At 65.2% G+C, this 16,370-nt stretch carries 12 protein-coding genes and 1 tRNA gene; 11 read left to right on the top strand and 2 right to left on the bottom strand.

Annotated features, from left to right (window positions below; translation table 11 throughout):
• The first annotated feature begins 40 nt into the window (after positions 1-40).
• Positions 41-125 (top strand) — tRNA-Tyr (locus LG30_RS0103540).
• Positions 126-249: 124 nt separating this feature from the next.
• Here the strand turns inward: LG30_RS0103540 and tamB are convergent.
• Positions 250-4,092, bottom strand: coding sequence for an autotransporter assembly complex protein TamB (tamB, locus tag LG30_RS0103535; RefSeq protein WP_033129396.1), 3,843 nt, complete (start codon positions 4,090-4,092; stop codon positions 250-252).
• Between the two features lie 186 nt (positions 4,093-4,278).
• Positions 4,279-6,003, bottom strand: a complete 1,725-nt coding sequence (tamA, locus tag LG30_RS0103530; RefSeq protein WP_152599003.1) for an autotransporter assembly complex protein TamA — start codon at positions 6,001-6,003, stop codon at positions 4,279-4,281.
• 591 nt (positions 6,004-6,594) lie between these two features.
• Here tamA and LG30_RS0103525 point away from each other — a divergent pair.
• The 10 genes from LG30_RS0103525 to mltB all read left to right on the top strand — a co-directional run bounded on the left by LG30_RS0103525 (position 6,595) and on the right by mltB (position 16,337).
• The gene (locus LG30_RS0103525; RefSeq protein ID WP_033129333.1) at positions 6,595-6,969 is read left to right on the top strand and encodes a hypothetical protein; all 375 of its coding nucleotides are present in this window, start codon (positions 6,595-6,597) and stop codon (positions 6,967-6,969) included.
• Positions 6,970-7,028: 59 nt separating this feature from the next.
• Complete coding sequence (locus tag LG30_RS0103520) at positions 7,029-7,307, top strand: peptidylprolyl isomerase (protein WP_033129332.1); 279 nt, start codon at positions 7,029-7,031, stop codon at positions 7,305-7,307.
• A 178-nt stretch (positions 7,308-7,485) separates the two neighbouring features.
• A complete protein-coding gene (locus LG30_RS0103515; RefSeq protein ID WP_033129331.1) occupies positions 7,486-8,196 on the top strand; it encodes a DUF1499 domain-containing protein in 711 nt (236 codons plus the stop codon).
• An 11-nt stretch (positions 8,197-8,207) separates the two neighbouring features.
• The gene (locus tag LG30_RS0103510) at positions 8,208-8,801 is read left to right on the top strand and encodes a carboxymuconolactone decarboxylase family protein (protein WP_033129330.1); all 594 of its coding nucleotides are present in this window, start codon (positions 8,208-8,210) and stop codon (positions 8,799-8,801) included.
• On the top strand, positions 8,801-10,954 hold the full coding sequence (locus LG30_RS0103505; protein ID WP_033129329.1) for an FAD-dependent oxidoreductase: 2,154 nt from the start codon (positions 8,801-8,803) through the stop codon (positions 10,952-10,954). The genes LG30_RS0103510 and LG30_RS0103505 overlap by 1 nt, the downstream gene beginning before the upstream one ends.
• Before the next feature lie 22 nt (positions 10,955-10,976).
• Positions 10,977-12,191, top strand: coding sequence for an ABC transporter substrate-binding protein (locus tag LG30_RS0103500; protein WP_033129328.1), 1,215 nt, complete (start codon positions 10,977-10,979; stop codon positions 12,189-12,191).
• A gap of 3 nt (positions 12,192-12,194) precedes the next feature.
• Positions 12,195-13,856 (top strand): ABC transporter permease, encoded by a 1,662-nt coding sequence (locus LG30_RS0103495; protein WP_033129327.1) that lies wholly within the window; start codon positions 12,195-12,197, stop codon positions 13,854-13,856.
• A 10-nt stretch (positions 13,857-13,866) separates the two neighbouring features.
• A complete protein-coding gene (locus tag LG30_RS0103490; protein ID WP_033129394.1) occupies positions 13,867-14,517 on the top strand; it encodes an ATP-binding cassette domain-containing protein in 651 nt (216 codons plus the stop codon).
• The gene (locus tag LG30_RS0103485) at positions 14,510-15,112 is read left to right on the top strand and encodes a CDP-alcohol phosphatidyltransferase family protein (protein ID WP_033129326.1); all 603 of its coding nucleotides are present in this window, start codon (positions 14,510-14,512) and stop codon (positions 15,110-15,112) included. Before LG30_RS0103490 ends, LG30_RS0103485 begins: the two co-directional genes overlap by 8 nt.
• Positions 15,113-15,245: 133 nt before the next feature.
• Positions 15,246-16,337, top strand: coding sequence for a lytic murein transglycosylase B (gene mltB, locus LG30_RS0103480; RefSeq protein WP_033129325.1), 1,092 nt, complete (start codon positions 15,246-15,248; stop codon positions 16,335-16,337).
• The last annotated feature ends 33 nt before the right edge of the window (positions 16,338-16,370 follow it).

Genomic DNA, 16,370 nt, shown 5'->3' with positions numbered 1-16,370 from the left:
TGCAAAAAAGCAGTACCACATCGAAAGAGAAATACCCCGTGGAGGGGTTCCCGAGCGGCCAAAGGGATCAGACTGTAAATCTGACGGCTCTGCCTTCGAAGGTTCGAATCCTTCTCCCTCCACCATTCTTCAGACAACCCGGCCCAGCGCCGGGTTTTCGCTTTTTAGCCCCGGCGTATTCACTCCCGGCCACCCGTCGCCAATAGCAAACGGGAGGCCAAGGCCTCCCGTCGTCACACTCCTTTCTCCTCACAGGGTGAAGCGGTAGAAGATATCCACCGCCTGGGCTACCCCGCTCACCGCCTGCAGATAGAGCCTTGGCAGCACCTCGTAGCGCAGCTTGAACTCGGCGATGGGGCTGAACACCCCGACCCCGTACTGGAACTGCAGGCCGGGCAGCAGATAGGCCGACAGGGTCACCTGAGTGTCGTCACCGCTGCCGGCGGTATCCAGAGCCACATCGCTCATGCCGAGGGACTCCCCTATGCTGGAGACCACCCCGTTGGCCTGACTGACGGCGCCGGCCACCAGCAGGCCGTTGAAGCCGCCATCCTCACCGCTGGTCTGCAACCCCTTGCCGCGCAGCAGGTAGGAGAGCTGCTCGGACTGCGCCATCTGCGGCTCGGAGTAGACGGTGATCTTCGGCTTGGCCGCCGGTCCCGTCACCCGTACCCCGACGGTGACATTGTCCTCTATGGTATCGGGATCCCGGTTCGCCTCGATATTGAGATAGGGCTGATCGATGGGGCCGGAGAACAGGATGCGGCCTTCCTTGATGATGAGGTTCTGACCATAGGCCTTGAAACGCCCATCTTTCAGCTCCAGCTGACCGTTGCCCGACAGCGGTTTGGAGGGATCCTGGCGAATGTTGAGCGCCCCGGTCATCTTGGTCTTGAGCCCCATGGCCTCCAGCCGGACATCGTCGCCAAGCCGGATGGCGAGCTTGATCTCCATCGGTAGCGGTGCCGCTTTGGGTACCGGCGGCAGATCATCGTAGATCACGGTCACGTCATCGGAGACGGCCACCGCGCTCTCTGGCAGGCTCTTGACCAGGATCCGCGACCAGGGAATGTCCACCTGACCGCTGACCCGGGTCTCCTCCCCGAGCGAAATGGCGATGTCCGGGGTCACCCGTACTCGGCCCATGCCCGGGTACTGCGCCTCCAGATCCTTGCCCTTGATGGTGAGGCTGCCGGTGACGGGCTGCTGGGCCCAGCTCAGCCAGCCCCCCAGCGCGAGCGGTCCCTTGCCCACCATCATGGTGCCATCGAGTTCGGCTCTGTTGCCCTGGATCTTGAGGCGGGTCACCAGCTTGGAGAGGGTCACCATGTCGGAGTGGGTCTGCACCTCGCCATCTTTCAGGTCGAGCTCCCCATACAGCAGGGGCGCTTTCAGGGTGCCATCGAAGCGGGCATCCGCCGAGATGAAGCCCTGCAAGGAGCGCACCTCGGGGATGAGCGGCGCGAAGGTGGCGAGCTTGAGCTGGTCAAACTTGAGCTGACCCGACAGCTGGCCCCGCCCGGCGGGCTCTTTGATCAGCAGAGCGGTGTCGATGTTGCCGATCTGCTTGGAGGCAAAGTCGAGCCGGATGGCGGCCTGCTGGCGTTCGAAATCGACGCCGAGTTCAAGCCGCTGGTACTCGGTCTTGAGCTCGTCGGCGATGAAGGTACCGGCCGTGGTACGCACTGTGGCGTGCAGGGTCGGTTGGGAGCCGCGCCAGCTGGCACGGCCATCGGCCGACAGCACAGCTTGCCAGCGGAAGTTGTCCGGCAGCCAGGGGCGCAGTCGCTTGAGATCGAGGGCATTGAGGGCAAACTCCAGGCTGCCCTGGGCCGCGGAGATCTGGCTGCCCTTGACGCAGAGACTGGCCTTCTGGGATCCCAGGCAGAGATCCCCCATGGTCAGCTGCTGTTTGGACAGCGCCAGATCCAGCGCCCAGGGCGCCATCAGCTCCCAGCGCTTGAGGGGCGTCTTCATCTTCAGGGTCGAGAGGGTACCGCGCCAGTGGTCACCGCGCAGGCCGCCATTCAGACTCAAGTCCGCGGCCACCGGCTCCCCTTTCATGGTCAGGGTCAGATCATGGCGATTGAGATCGCCGCTGAGGTTCAGGGCGAGCTGGGAGAGGGCCGTCGTCCCCTGCACCAGGTTCGCCACCGTCAGCGCCAGCTCACCGGCGGGTTTGTCCCCCACCAGGGCATTGCCCTTGATGGCGATCCCTTTTAGCACTGTTCCCGCATAGGAGAGGCGGCCGGACACCAGATCGGCGTTCACTCTCGGCGCCTTCTGGCTGCCAGTGAGTCGCACCTGTCCCTTGACGTCCCCCTTGAGGCCGGGATAGATGCCACCGAGGGTGGGGGCGTCGATATCCGCATCCAGCTTCCAGGCTTGCGCCGTGAGGGCGCCTTTGGCCTGCAGCTGGTTGGGGCCGCTTTGCAGCGCCAGCGCCGGGATGGTCCACTCCATCTTGTCGTTGCCGCTGAGCTCCCCCTTGAGGGCCAACGGATACTGGTTCAACTTGCCCTCGACCTTGAGCTCGGGCAGGGCCAGCTGCCAGTGGCCCGCCTCGGTCATCTCGAAGCGGCTGACTATCTTGCCCGCCAGCTTGCCCTTGATCTCGGGCACCAGCTCGGCCGGGTTGATCTCCTTGAATTCGGTGGTGCCCTGCCACTTGACACCCTTGCTCCAAGCCAGCTTGCCATCGAGTTTGAGCTCCCCGGTCAGGGCGTTGAGCAGCAGCTCGATGCGGCCGAGCTGGGTCAGGTCCCCCTTGCCGGACAGGGCCAGCTTGAAGGGGGGCACGTCCGTGCCCTTGCCGCCGGTGTTCAAGGCAAACTGGTAGCCGGAGAGCTTGCCCTTGGCATTCAGGCTGCCCTTGTCCAGCTGATAGCTGGGCTCCTCTTTTACGGGCTTGTGCAGCGGCCAGCCGAGGTGCTTCCAGTCCAGCGCCAGCTCGAACGGCAAGTCAGGATCCAGCGCCCCCAGGGTGCCCTTGAGATTGGCCGCCACAGGCCCCTTGGCCTGCAGCGCCAGCGCCAGCTTGCCGACCGAGCCATCCAGGGTCAGTTTCGCCTGCTCGGTATCGAGCTCCCACGGCTTGAGCCCCTTGCGGGCCTTGGCGTCCAGGGTCAGGGAAAGGGGATAATCCTCCACCAGACGAACATGACCACTCAGGGCCAGATCGGCCATGTCGTGACGCAAAGAGAGCTCGCGAACCTCGATGCGCTCCTCCTTGGCCGTGGCGCTGAGCAGCAACTGGTCGAGCCCCTCGATAAGCTCCCCCTGCTGGTAGCGCAGCCTGGTGATGCTCAGGCCTTCCAGCTGGATGGGGAATGGCAGGCGGATGGCGGGCAGCGCTATGGGCGCGGGCTTGCTTGCGGCCTTGCTCTTGCTGCTCTTGTCAGCCTTGCTCCCCTCGGGCGGCTTGGCCGCCGCCAGGGAGACATCCTGACCCTGCTTGTCCTGTTTGTCAGTGGCCGCCTTGTTCTGCGCCGCCTTGGCGGGCGTCTTCGCCTTGTCGGCGGACTTTTTGTTGTCGGCAGGCTCCTCGGGGGCATCCGCCAGTACGATGTTGAGCCCATCGAGCGCGGGCCCCCGCACGATCAGCCCCTTGCGATCCAGGGTCGCTCCTATGTCGAGAGACTTGAGAGTCAGCGCCACCCCCGGCACGGCGAGATCCAGGTCCGTCACCTTGAGGCTGTCGATCTGGATACGCAGCGGCAGTGGCCGCCAGACGAAGGGCGCCGTCGGCTCTTCGGCCGCCGGTTCGGACTTGGCCGCCCGGGCCACGGGATGGGTCACCTCCAGCGACTTGATCCAGATCTTGCCCTGCAGCAACTTGCCGAGATCCCAGTCCAGCACGGCGTGCTCGATGGTGACATCCACCAACGCATCTTGCCAGCCGAGTCCTTTCAGAGTCCAGCCGTAGCCGAGCTGGCCGGCCACCAGCTCTCCCTTGAGAGACGGCAGCGCCGACTTGGCCTGTTGCCATAGCCACTGGTTGCCCGGATGGGTGAAGCCCAGCAGGCTGACGCCGATGAGCAGCAGGAAGATGAGGCCCATCAACCACAGGAAGATGCGTTTTATCCAGATCACGGTGCCACCCCCTGCGAAGAGGAGAAACTCGTCGGCCACAAGAAAATACGTTTTATCCAGATCACGATGCAGACCCCAGCGAGAAATGCAGCCGCAGCGGCCGAACCAGCATAATTGAATTGAAAGTAGCGATATTTTCAGCGCAGGATATCACTGAGTTTTTAATAAATAGCGTATTTAGCTGCCTCATAGTTCAGGCCCCAGCGCGAAGTGCAGCCGCAGCGGCTTGTCTTCCTCGGAGATCCCCACCGCCAGATCCAGCCTGACCTGGCCGATGGGGGTCACCCAGCGCACCCCGACCCCGGTGCCTATCTTCCAGGCCTCGGTGTAATCGTTGGTGGCGGTACCGCCATCCACGAACAAAGCGCCAAGCCACTTCTCGCTGAAGCGGTAGTTGTACTCCAGGCTGCCCACGCTGGTGTAACGGCCGCCGGTGAGCTTGCCATCGTCCCCCTTCGGGGAGACGGTCTCATAGCCGTAGCCACGGATGGTCTGATCGCCACCGGTGAAGAAACGCAGGGAAGGGGGCACCAGGGAGAACTCGTCGCCGATGATGGCCCCCTGCTCGACTCGCATCAGGAAGCGGTGATCCTCCCCCAGGGTCCGCAGCCACTTGCTGCGCCCCCACACCCGCATGAAGTTGATGTCAGAGCCCCAGTAGGGACTGGAAAACTCCATCGTCAGTTGTTGGCGATCCCCCCAATCCGGCACCAGACCGCCACGCACCCGCAGCCTCGACCAGGAGACACCCGGGATCAGCAGCAGGCTGTTCCCCTCGTCGTTACCCTGCACGTAGCGCTCGTTCTCCAACCGGATGAAGACGTCTCTGTCCCAGCTCTCCGGCCGCCGCGTCCAGCGGTGCACGCCGAAGGTGGCCAGATCGGAGCGGGTATCGTTGTTGTCGGTGTACTGGTAACCCGCCTGCAGGGAGTAATAGTCCCGCAGCGGGTTGCCCACCGGGATCTGGTAATCGAAGCTGAGCTCCGCCTCCGGGGCCGAGATCTTGGCGGTACTGGAGAGGCTGTGCCCGTAGCGGTTGACCCAGGGCTTCTCCCAGGTGGCGCTCAAGCGCGGTCCGACGTCGGTGGCATAGCCGATACCGGTCTCGATCTCGTGATCGACCCGATTGGCGAGCGTCACCTGCACCGGCACCCGGTTGCCCTCGGCCTGGCTTATCATGGGCTTGATGTCCACCTGCTTGAACAGCTTGGTGGAGGAGACATCCTGCGACATCTCGGCGAGGCGGATCGCCAGATAGGGATCGCCGCTCTTGATGTTGATCAGCGGCCGGATGAGGCGCAGCGCCTCCGGCGTCGCATCGTAGTGGATCTCGCCGAAGTGATAGCGGGGGCCTGAGCGGAACAGGATGAAGATCTCGGCCTTGCCCTGCTCCGGGAAGACCTTGACCTGGCTCTTGCTGATCTTGGCGTCAAAGTAGCCGCGAGCCAGCCCCAGGCTGCCGAGATCCGCCTTGATGGATTCGTACTTGCCATGGTTGAGGGGATCCCCCTCCTTGAGGGGCAGCTTGTCCAGCAGCTCGCTGTAGACCTCGTCACTGCCCGCATCCCCTTCCAGCAGGATGTCGAGGCGCGAGATGAGCACGGGCTTGCCCCTCTCTATGGCGACCACCACCTTGGCGGGGGCCTTCTTGTCGCGGCTCAGGGTGATCTTGGGCTGGTAGTAGCCGTAGACCTGCAGGGCTTGCTGCACGCTCTCGGTGATCTTGGCGCGGGCGGTGCGATACTGGCGCTCCTGATAGACGGGCAGGGCATTGAGGTAGGCTTCGACGTTATCCTTCTGCTCTCCTTTGACCCCCTTGATCTGATAGGTCAGCTTGGCCGCCATGGCCGGCGTCACCAGCAGCAACAGGCAGAGGGCGAGCCCCCACGGAGCCAGCCCACGGCGAAGCATGTACCAGAGCGATCGGTTGTCCGCCGGTTGGATAGGATAGCATCCTGTCAAACGTAATTTTCCCCGCATAACATGATTAAAAATCTGTAATATTTAGAATGATAATGAGGCTCACTCGGTTGCAAGCGCCGTGCATCCTAGCATAATCGGCGCGGCAGCCGCAGTGGGATCCCCCACGCGGCCCTCCCCTATTCTGGCACCACCCCGTCCGTAACATAGCGACCAGACAGGGAAAATCCCATCCCGGGAGGGTGAAAGCGAACACTCTCTCGGCAGTGCGGTACAAAAAAAAACCGCCACCGGCACTCGGCCACCTTCCCACAGGCGGCATCCCCTGCGTATTTCACCACCGGCGTCACGCGACAAACCCTGTCGGAAAACCGGCGATGGCGGACCGGGCTGCCGCGGCATGGCTTGACATCCGCCCCTGTCATCAGGGCACACCCTTCTCGCTATTCAACAGGAAAATAAATTTAAATCAATAAGTTGAATGGGTGAGATGAAAGCTTCGTTCAATCCAATCGATTTATCCCGCTGCCACTGGGCACCCGCCTGCTCCACACTGATGACATCAATCGCAGGAGACATCCCATGCCCTTACGTAGCGAACAGATGGCTGACTACATCGCCGACCGGCTCGAGTTCATCACCTTCCTGGCCTGTTGCAGTGCCCTGCTGGCCCTGCTGACCGGCATGAATGGCCAACAGGCCCTGGCCTTCACCGCCCTCAACCTGCCCTTCGGTCTCGCCCTGTTGCTGGGGCTGGCCATGCTGGCGCCGCTGCCGGCGCACTGGCGCCTGCCCGGCATCACCTTGCTGCTGGCCGGTGGCGCCCTGCTCACCCTGCAACTGGGCGGCCAATGGCTCAATCCGCTGGCCATCTGGAGCCTGTATGGGCTGCTCGGGCTGGAGATCCTGTGGCAGGCTCGCCCCAAGGCGCGTCTGGCGGCTGACGCACGGAGCTAATTCGGGTAATCTTGCGCCCCGTTTGTCATCCGCCCACCATCCACTCATGGAGCGCCCACATGAAAAAAGCCTGTGCCCAACACATCCTGGTCAAGACCGAGAAACAGTGTCTCGAGATCAAGGAAAAGCTCGCCAAGGGCGCCGATTTTGGCCAGATGGCCAAGCGTTTCTCCACCTGTGCCTCCGCCAAGCGCAGCGGCGATCTGGGGGAGTTCTCCAAGGGTGACATGGTCAAGGCATTTGACGATGCGGTGTTCAAGGGGGAGCTCCTGACAGTGCTGGGTCCAATTCGCACCAAGTTCGGCTTCCACCTCATCAAGGTGCTGTACCGCAACTGAGCCCCGGGGCACCGCGAGAGCGCCCAGCCCGCTCACCCCCTAATAGGGCGAGGATGCCGGCAGCGAACGCCCGCTCCGCCGGGGGAAATGACAGTGGCGAGATAAATTTACTAACGTTATCAGTTAATTAAGTTTATCCTTCTGGGTATTGCTCCATCATCACCCGTGGATCCCTCCTATGCCCAGTTATTTGTGGTGGCCCCTGCTGGCCTGGTTGCTGCCCCTCATTGGCGCCCTCGGCAGCCGCGTCCACCTCTGGCCCTGGTGGGTCGGCTTCAGCCTCTGCCTCGCCAGCGCCCTGATCAGCCTCGGACTCTTGCTGCACCTGCTCTGGCGCCGATACGGGGTACCACGCCGGGCGGACAACCAGTGGAGCCAGTTGTGGGGCCATCTGTGGGGTGTCGTCCCGCTGCTGCTGCCCCTGCTGTTTGTGGTGCAGGCGCTGCGCGCCCCGCTCACCAACGACGTCAGCACGGATCCCTACCACCCGCCCCGCCTCCAGTGGGCCGAGCGGCTGAGAACGGCGCAAGATCTCCCCATCAATGCCGCCCCCCTGCAAGCATTTGCCGGCAACCCCGGTCCTCTCTATACCAGAGCCCCCCCCATCGAGGTCGTCACCGAGGCGAGCGAGCTGATGAGCGAGCTGGGCTGGCAGGTAGAGCCCAGCCCGGACGGCCTCGATGCCGTGGTGACCTCGGGCTGGTTCGGCTTCCAGGACGATGTGGCGCTGCGGGTCTTCCAGGGGCCGAAAGAAACCCGGGTCGACATGCGCTCCGCCTCCCGCCAGGGGCGCAGCGATCTGGGCGCCAACCGGGCGCGGATCCAGGACTTTTTGACCCGCCTCAACGAGCGGCTCGGTCAGGCCTACAAACCCAATTTGAAGCAATAAGAAGGTAATCAATGCGCGTCGAGGTCAAGCCCGATCGGGAATATGCCTGGTTTATCCGCCCCTTCTTCTGGCTGCAGCAACGCAACTACGGCCAGGTGCTGATCCCGGGCAAATGCTGGGGCCGCTCCCCACGGCTGTTTGCCGCCGTGGCCACCCTGTACGGGGTGATCAACCGCAGCCGCTCCCCCATCGACCCCGTGCTGCGCTCCCTGGTGACGGTGCGGGTCTCCCAGCTCAACTGGTGCCGCTTCTGCGTCGACATCAACGCCATGACGCTGATCAAGCGGGCCGGCTCCAGTGCCAAGGTGGAGGCCCTGGCCCAGTGGCGTGACAGCCCCCTGTTCGATGCGCGGGAGCGGGCCGTGCTCGACTACACAGAGGCGATGACCGGGCTGGAGGGGGTGAGCGACGAGCAGGCCAAGCGCCTCAAGCCCTGGTTTGACGACGATGCCCTGGTGGAGCTGACCGGCCTCATCGCCTTCCAGAACATGTCCGCCAAGTTCAATGCCGCCCTCGACATCGCGCCCCAGGGCTTCTGCCAGCTGCCGGTGCAGCCGGTGCGCCCCTCATCGGCCGACGATCACAAACAAGACAAGGCGCCCTGATGACGCGCACCCGCCTGCTGCTGCTCCTGAGCATGGGGTGCCTCATCGGCGCCTTCTTCGCCCTCGATCTCGGCCGCTACCTGAGCCTCGCCGAGCTGCAAGCACGCCAGGCGCAGCTCTCCGTCTGGGTACAGGCGCACTTCACCCTGGCTGCCCTGTTGTTCGTGCTCGTCTACGTGCTCAGCACCGCCCTCTCCCTGCCCGGTGCCAGCCTGCTGACCCTGGGGGGCAGCGCCCTGTTCGGCGTCGGTTGGGGGCTCTTGCTGGTCTCCTTTGCCAGCTCGCTTGGGGCCACCCTGGCCTTTCTCAGCGCCCGCTTCCTGCTGCGCGACTGGGTGAGCCGCCGCTTTGGGGACAAGCTGGCCACCTTTGAGGCCGGCATGGCGAAGGATGGCGCCTTCTACCTGCTGAGCCTGCGCCTCATCCCCCTCTTCCCCTTCTTTCTGATCAACCTGCTGATGGGGCTCACCCCCATCAGAGTCAGCACCTACTACTGGGTCAGCCAGCTCGGCATGCTGCCGGGTACCTTCGTCTATGTGCTGGCGGGCAGCGAGCTCGCCACCCTCACCAGCACGGGCAACATCCTCTCCCCCGGCCTGGTGGCGGCGCTGACCCTGCTCGGGCTGATGCCTTTATTGATGAAGAGCCTGGTGAGCCTGCTGCAACGCAGGCTCGCCCTGCGCCGCCTGCACGCCCCCTATCAGAAACCCCGGCGCTTCGACTACAACCTGCTGGTGATAGGCGCCGGCGCCGGCGGGCTGGTCACCAGCTACATAGCCGCCGCTGTCAAGGCCAGGGTAGCCCTGATCGAGCAGCACAAAATGGGGGGGGATTGCCTGCATACCGGCTGCGTTCCCTCCAAGGCGCTGATCCGCGCCGCCCGCTTCGCCTCCGATCAGCGCCGCGCCGCCGAGCTGGGCTTCACGCCCAGCCAATCCAAAGCCGATTTTGCCGCCGTGATGACGCGCATCGCCGAGGTAATCAAAACCGTCGAGCCCCACGATTCGGTCGAGCGCTATCAGGGGCTGGGGGTGGAGTGCATCCAGGGAGCCGCGCGTCTGGTTTCCCCCTGGGAGGTCGAGATCAACGGTCGGCGACTGTCCGGCCGCCACATCGTCATCGCCACCGGCGCCAGGCCGAGGGTGCCGGATCTGCCGGGTCTGGGCGAGGTGCCCTACCTCACCTCGGACAGCCTCTGGCAGTTGCGCGAGCCACCGCGCCACCTGCTGGTGCTCGGCGGCGGCCCCATGGGCTGCGAGCTGGCCCAGAGCCTGGCCCTGCTCGGCATCCCGGTCAGCCTGGTGGAGCTGGCCGAGCAGCTGTTGCCGAGGGAGGAGCCCGAGGTCGCCGCGCTGCTGCAGGCGCAGATGGAGGAAGACGGGGTGCGGGTGCTCACCGGCTGGCGGGTAGAGCGAGTCGAGCGCAGGAACCCCGGCGAGATCCGCCTGCACCTGAGCAGAGGCACGGAGCGCATGACCCTGGAGGGAGACCAGCTGCTGCTGGCCCTTGGCCGGGTCGCCAACGTGCACGGCTTCGGGCTGGAGGAGCTGGGGGTCACCCTTAACCCCGGAGGCACGGTGCGGGTGGATGCTTTCCTCGCCACCAACTACCCCAGCATCCTGGCGGTGGGGGACCTGGCCGGTCCCTACCAGTTCACCCACGTCGCCGCCCATCAGGCCTGGTACGCGGCGGTCAACGCCCTGTTCGCCCCCTTCAAGCGTTTTCGGGTGGACTATCGGGTGATCCCGGCCGCCACCTACACCAGCCCGGAGATCGCCCGAGTGGGATTGAATCAGGGCGAGGCCCGCGCCCGGGGTATCCCCTTCGAGGCAACCCGCTTCCCACTGGCCGAACTCGACCGCGCCATCACGGATGGCGAGCGGCAGGGGTTCGTCGAGGTGTTGACGGTGCCGGGCAAGGACAAGATCCTGGGGGCCACCATAGTGGGCACTCATGCCGGTGAGCGGCTCGCCGAGTTCGTGCTCGCCATGGGCCAGGGGCTGGGGCTGCGCAAGATCCTCGCCACAGTGCACGCCTATCCCACCCTGATGGAGGCCAACAAGCAGGTGGCCGGACGTTGGCAGCAGGCCCATCAACCCGTTCGTCTGCTGCCGCTATTGGCCCGTTATCACGCTTGGCGCCGCGGCGTCTGATCCCTTTGCAGAAGGTCACCCTATGTTCAAGACCCGATTTAGCTCCTTGCTCCGCCCCTTGCGCCGGGCCCTGCTGCTCACCGCCTTCCCCCTGCTGATGGCGAGCCCGTTGCAGGCGAGCGAACAACCGGTGGATGGGTTGCGCTGGCAGCAGACGCTTCAGGAGGCCCGCGGCCAGACCGTCTACTTCAACGCCTGGGGCGGCAGCCCGGAGATCAACGCCTATCTGGTCTGGGCCGGCCAAGAGATCGAACGGCAGTACGGGGTCAAGCTGGTGCAGGTGAAGGTGGATGACATCGCCCAGAGCGTCAGCCAGCTGCTGGCCAACCAGCAGGCGGGCAAGACGGAGGACGGCCCCATCGACCTGATCTGGGTCAACGGCAAGAACTTCAAGGCGCTCAAGGAGCAGCACCTGCTGGGCGCCCCCTTCAGTGCCGAGCTGCCCAACATGGCGCTGGTGGACGAGGCCCTGCCGGTGACAGAGGACTTCACCGTGCCGGTCGAGGGACTGGAAGCCCCCTGGGGCATAGGCCAGCTCAATCTGATGGTTAACACGGAGGAAGTCACCACAGCACCCAGCTCGGCGGCCGAACTGCTCGCCTGGGCCAAGGCCCACCCCGGCCGCTTCACCTACCCCAAGCCGCCCCAGTTTCACGGCGCCAGCTTCCTCAAGCAGATCCTGCTGGAGTTGACCGCCGATCCCGCGCCGCTCTATCGGGAGGCGACCGATGCCGAGTTTGATCGCCTGAGTGCGCCCCTCTGGGCCTGGCTCGATGCGCTTCACCCCGCGCTCTGGCGCAAGGGCAAGCTGTTCCCCACCGGCGCCGCCGAGACCAAGCAGTTGCTCGATGACGGCGAGCTTGCCATGGCCATCAGCTTCAACCCACAGGAGGCCCAGAGCTCGGTGCAAAACGGCACCCTGCCCCCCACCGTCAAGGCGGTGGCCATGGCAAAGGGGGCGCTGACCAACAGCCACTTCCTCGCCATCCCCTTCAATGCCAGCGCCCGGGCCGGCGCCAAGGTGGTGGCCAACTTCCTGCTGAGCCCGGACGCTCAGGCCCGCAAGGCGGACCCCGCCTTCTGGGGCGATCCCAGCGTGCTGGATCCCGCCAGGCTCGGCGTCAAGACCATGTCCACCACGGGGGCACCGGCACTGCGCTTCAAGGCTAAGCCTGAGCCCCACCCCAGCTGGCAGCTGCGGCTGGAAGCGGCCTGGGCCGAGCGCTACGGCCGCTGATCCATGAGCAGCCGGGCCTGGCGCCTCCTCTTTCTCTGGCTGTGCGGCCTGCTGCTGGCCGCGCCGCTCGCCGTCGGCCTGCTGCTCCTGCTGGCCGAGGGCGCCGCCATGGGCAATCTCAGGCTGCTGCTGGCACAGCCCGGGCTCTGGCATTCGGCGGGCCTGAGCCTCTGGATAGCGAGCGCCTCTACCCTGGGGGCCTTGCTCTTTACCGCCCTGCTGCTCGCCCAGGGCGACGGAAGTCGCTGGATGGGGATGCTGCGCCGCCTGCTCTCCCCGCTGCTAGCCCTGCCCCACGTGGCTTTTGCCATCGGCTTTGCCTTTTTGCTCGCCCCCTCCGGCTGGCTGCTACGGCTGCTCTCTCCCACCCTCACCGGTTTTGAGATGCCGCCCGACTGGCAGACCCTCAAGGACCCCGCCGGTCTGGGCCTCATCGTCGCGCTCATCCTCAAAGAGACTCCCTTTCTGCTGCTGATGGCGCTCTCGGCCCTGGATCCGGCCAAGGTGGCTCGCCAGCAGTGGATAGGCGTGAGCATGGGCTTCAGTCTCCCCCAGATCTGGTGGCGCCTGCTGCTGCCCGCCCTCTGGCCCGCCTTGCGCCTGCCGCTCTATGCGGTGGCGGCCTATGGCATCGCCGTGGTGGATCTCGCCCAGTTGCTGGGACCGGATGCGCCAGCCCCGCTGGCGGTGCGGCTCTGGCTCTGGTATCAGGACGCCGATCTGCTGTGGCGCGGGGCCAGTGCCAGCGGCGCCCTGCTGCTGCTCGCCGGCGGTCTGCTGCTGCTCGCCGGCTTGCGGCTGCTGGAGTGGGGGCATCTTGGCCTTGGCCGGCACCATTGGCTCGATGGCCGCCGCACCGCCCCTGCTTGCCTGGCCAGGCGCCTGGTCGGGGGCGGCGCCCTGGGGCTGCTCGCCATCAATCTGCTGGTGCTGGCCGCGCTGCTGCTCTGGTCCCTGACCCGCCGCTGGCCCTTCCCTGACGGGCTGCCGAGCCAGTGGAGCGGTCACCACTGGCTGGTGCTGCTGCCGAGCCTGGGTCCCCTGCTATGGCAGAGTCTGTGGCTCGCCATCGCGAGTGCCGGCATCTCCCTGCTGCTGGTGGTGCTCTGCCTAGAAGCGCAACGGGATCGACGCCCCTGGCCGCTCTGGCTCGTCTGCCTGCCGCTGCTGTTGCCCCAGGCCAGCCTGTTGTTCGGGTTGCGGCTCCAGATCGACTGGCTGGGCAGCGCCGGAGTCGACGGCATAGGCTGGGGCTGGGTGCTCTGGAGCCAGCTGCTGTTCGTGGCGCCCTATGTGTACCTCTGCCTGCACGGCGCCTATCGCCAGTTCGACCCTCGTATCGTGCAGGCGGCGCAACTGCTCGGGGCCAGCCCCTGGCGGGCCTGGTGGCGGGTGAAGGCCCCCTTGCTGGCGCGCCCCTTGCTGTTCGCCTTCGGGGTCGGCGCAGCCGTGAGTCTGGCCCAATATCTGCCGACCCTGCTGTTTGGCGCCGGCCGGGTCGTGACCATCACCACGGAGGCGGTAGCCATCGGCAGCGGCCTCAACCGGCGGCTGGCGGGGCTCTACGGCCTGCTACAACTGCTGTTGCCGCTGTGCGTCTACGCCCTGGTACTCTGGCTACCGGCCCGCATCAACCCAGCACTGAAACACGGCTCATTAGGATGAGACAATGACCATGCTGCACAGCACCCCACTTATTCTCCACCTCGCAGGCAAACCCCTGCTCATCCTGCCTGCGCTCGAGGTGGTCCCCGGCGAGGTGCTGACCCTGATGGGGCCAAGCGGCTGCGGCAAGAGCTCGTTGCTGGCTGCGCTGGCGGGCGTGCTGCCGCCCAGGGGTCCCTTTCGGCTGGAGGGCGACCTCTGGCTGGGCGAGCGACTGCTCACTCCCTTGCCCCCCCAGCGGCGGCGGATCGGCATGTTGTTCCAGGAAGACTTGCTGTTTGCCCACCTGACGGTGGCCGAGAACCTGATCTTTGGCATGCCGGCCAGCGTCAGAGGAGAGGCAGCCAGGAGGACAAGGGCACTGGACGCGTTGGCGGAGGTGGGGTTGACCGATCAGGCCGACAAGCTGCCGGGCCGGCTCTCCGGCGGCCAGAAGGCGCGGGTCAGCCTGCTGCGGGCCCTGCTGGCCGAGCCGCAAGCCCTGCTGCTGGACGAGCCCTTCTCCCGGCTGGACAAGCCGCTACGGGCCGCATTCCGGGCCCTGGTGTTCGATCAGATCAAGAACCTGAACATACCGGCCATCCTGGTCACCCACGACGAGGACGATGCGCCGGGCGCCATCCTCAATCTCATGCCCTTCGAGGAACAAAGCCTTGCTTGATCGCCATATCATTCCCCTGATCCGCCGTCCCCTCGCCGCCCTGGCCGCCCCCCTGTGCCGGGCCGGGATGAGCGCCAACCAGATAAGCCTCACCGGCTTTGCCATCGGCATGCTGGCGCTGCCGCTGCTGGCGCTGGGGCTGCACGACTGGGCCCTGCTCACCATCCTGCTGAACCGGCTGCTGGACGGACTGGATGGGGCCGTGGCGCGGCAGACCGGGATCACCGACTGTGGCGGCTTCCTCGACATCACCCTCGACTTCATCTTCTATGCCGCCGTGGTGCTGGGCTTCGCCCTGAGTGCCCCGGCCAACGCCCTGCCCGCCGCCACCCTGCTGTTTGCCTTCATGGGCACGGGCTCGAGCTTCCTGGCCTTCGCCATCATGGCGGGCAAGCGCGGCATCGAGAACCCCGTCTACCACCACAAGTCTCTCTACTATATCGGCGGTCTGACCGAGGGCAGCGAGACCATCGCCCTGTTCGTGCTGATGTGCCTCTGGCCCGGGGCCTTCGGGCTGCTGGCCTACGGCTTCGCCCTGCTCTGCGGCATCACCACCCTGACCCGGCTCTGGAGCGGCTATCACACCCTTCGTTGAGGAAGGGCGCCAAGCGCTGGCGGCGAATCAATCAAAAGATGAATAGCGGCCCCCCGCCATGCACTGAGCACTTGCGCATGGATGCCAATGTCTTACCATGACGACACTCCTTATTCAGGCCTTCGAGAACCTTATGCGTCGCCTTGTCTGTGTCCTCACCCTATCCGCCTTCCCCCTGCTTTATGGCTGCAGCAGCACACCGGCCCCAACGCCCGTGGTCAAGCCACAGCCAAAGAGCGCCTTCATCAACCAGACACCACCGAGCAAACCCCTTTATAGCCAAGGGGTTAGCAAGGGCGACTTCGCCAATCGCCCCAACGTGGACAGATTCGTGCAGCGCATGGTGCAGAAGCACGGTTTCGACAGTGCGCAACTGCACCAGGTGCTGGCGCAGGCCCAGCGCTACGACTGGATCATCAAGCTGATGGACGCCCAGGCCCCCACCACCACGCCGCCGACCGGCCCGACCGGCGCCTGGAACCGCTATCGCGCCAAATTCATCACCCCGGACAACGTCCAGAATGGCGTCAGCTTCTGGCGTGAATACGAGAGCGAGCTCAACCGGGCGCAGCAGATCTACGGGGTGCCGCCGGAGATCATCGTCGGCATCATAGGGGTGGAGACCCGCTGGGGTCGGGTAATGGGCAAGACCCGCATCCTGGATGCGCTGGCCACCCTGGCCTTCGACTATCCCCGTCGGGCCGATTTCTTCACCGGCGAATTGGAAGCCTTCCTGGTGATGACCCGGAACGAGGGCATGGATCCCACCGAGCCGCAGGGCTCCTACGCCGGCGCCATGGGCTACGGCCAGTTCATGCCGTCCAGCTTCCAGAGCTATGCGGTGGACTTCGATGGCAACGGTCACACCAACCTCTGGGATCCGGTGGATGCCATCGGCAGCGTCGCCAACTACTTCAAGGCCCATGGCTGGGAGAAGGGACAACCGGTGGCGGTGCGCGGTCAGGGCCAGCTGCCCGGCTATGAGCACGGCTTCCAGACCCGCTACCCCGTCGCCACTCTGCGCGGGGCCGGCCTCGCGCCCACCAGCTCCCTCGGCAACCACCAGCAGGCGAGCCTGCTGCGCCTGGACGTGGGCACCGGCTACCAATACTGGTACGGCCTGCCGAACTTCTACGCCATCACCCGCTACAACCACAGTACCCACTACGCCATGGCGGTATGGCAACTCGGTCTGGCGGTCAGGGATGCCAAAGGCAGTTATTAATGCTGCATTTTGCTAACAAAACGGGCCTGATGG

The organism is Aeromonas aquatica (assembly GCF_000764655.1).
In the GTDB taxonomy this organism is placed as follows: Bacteria; Pseudomonadota; Gammaproteobacteria; order Enterobacterales; family Aeromonadaceae; genus Aeromonas; species Aeromonas aquatica.
Note: the sequence above shows the minus strand (reverse complement) of the source record. Positions and strands in the feature narration are given on the sequence as shown.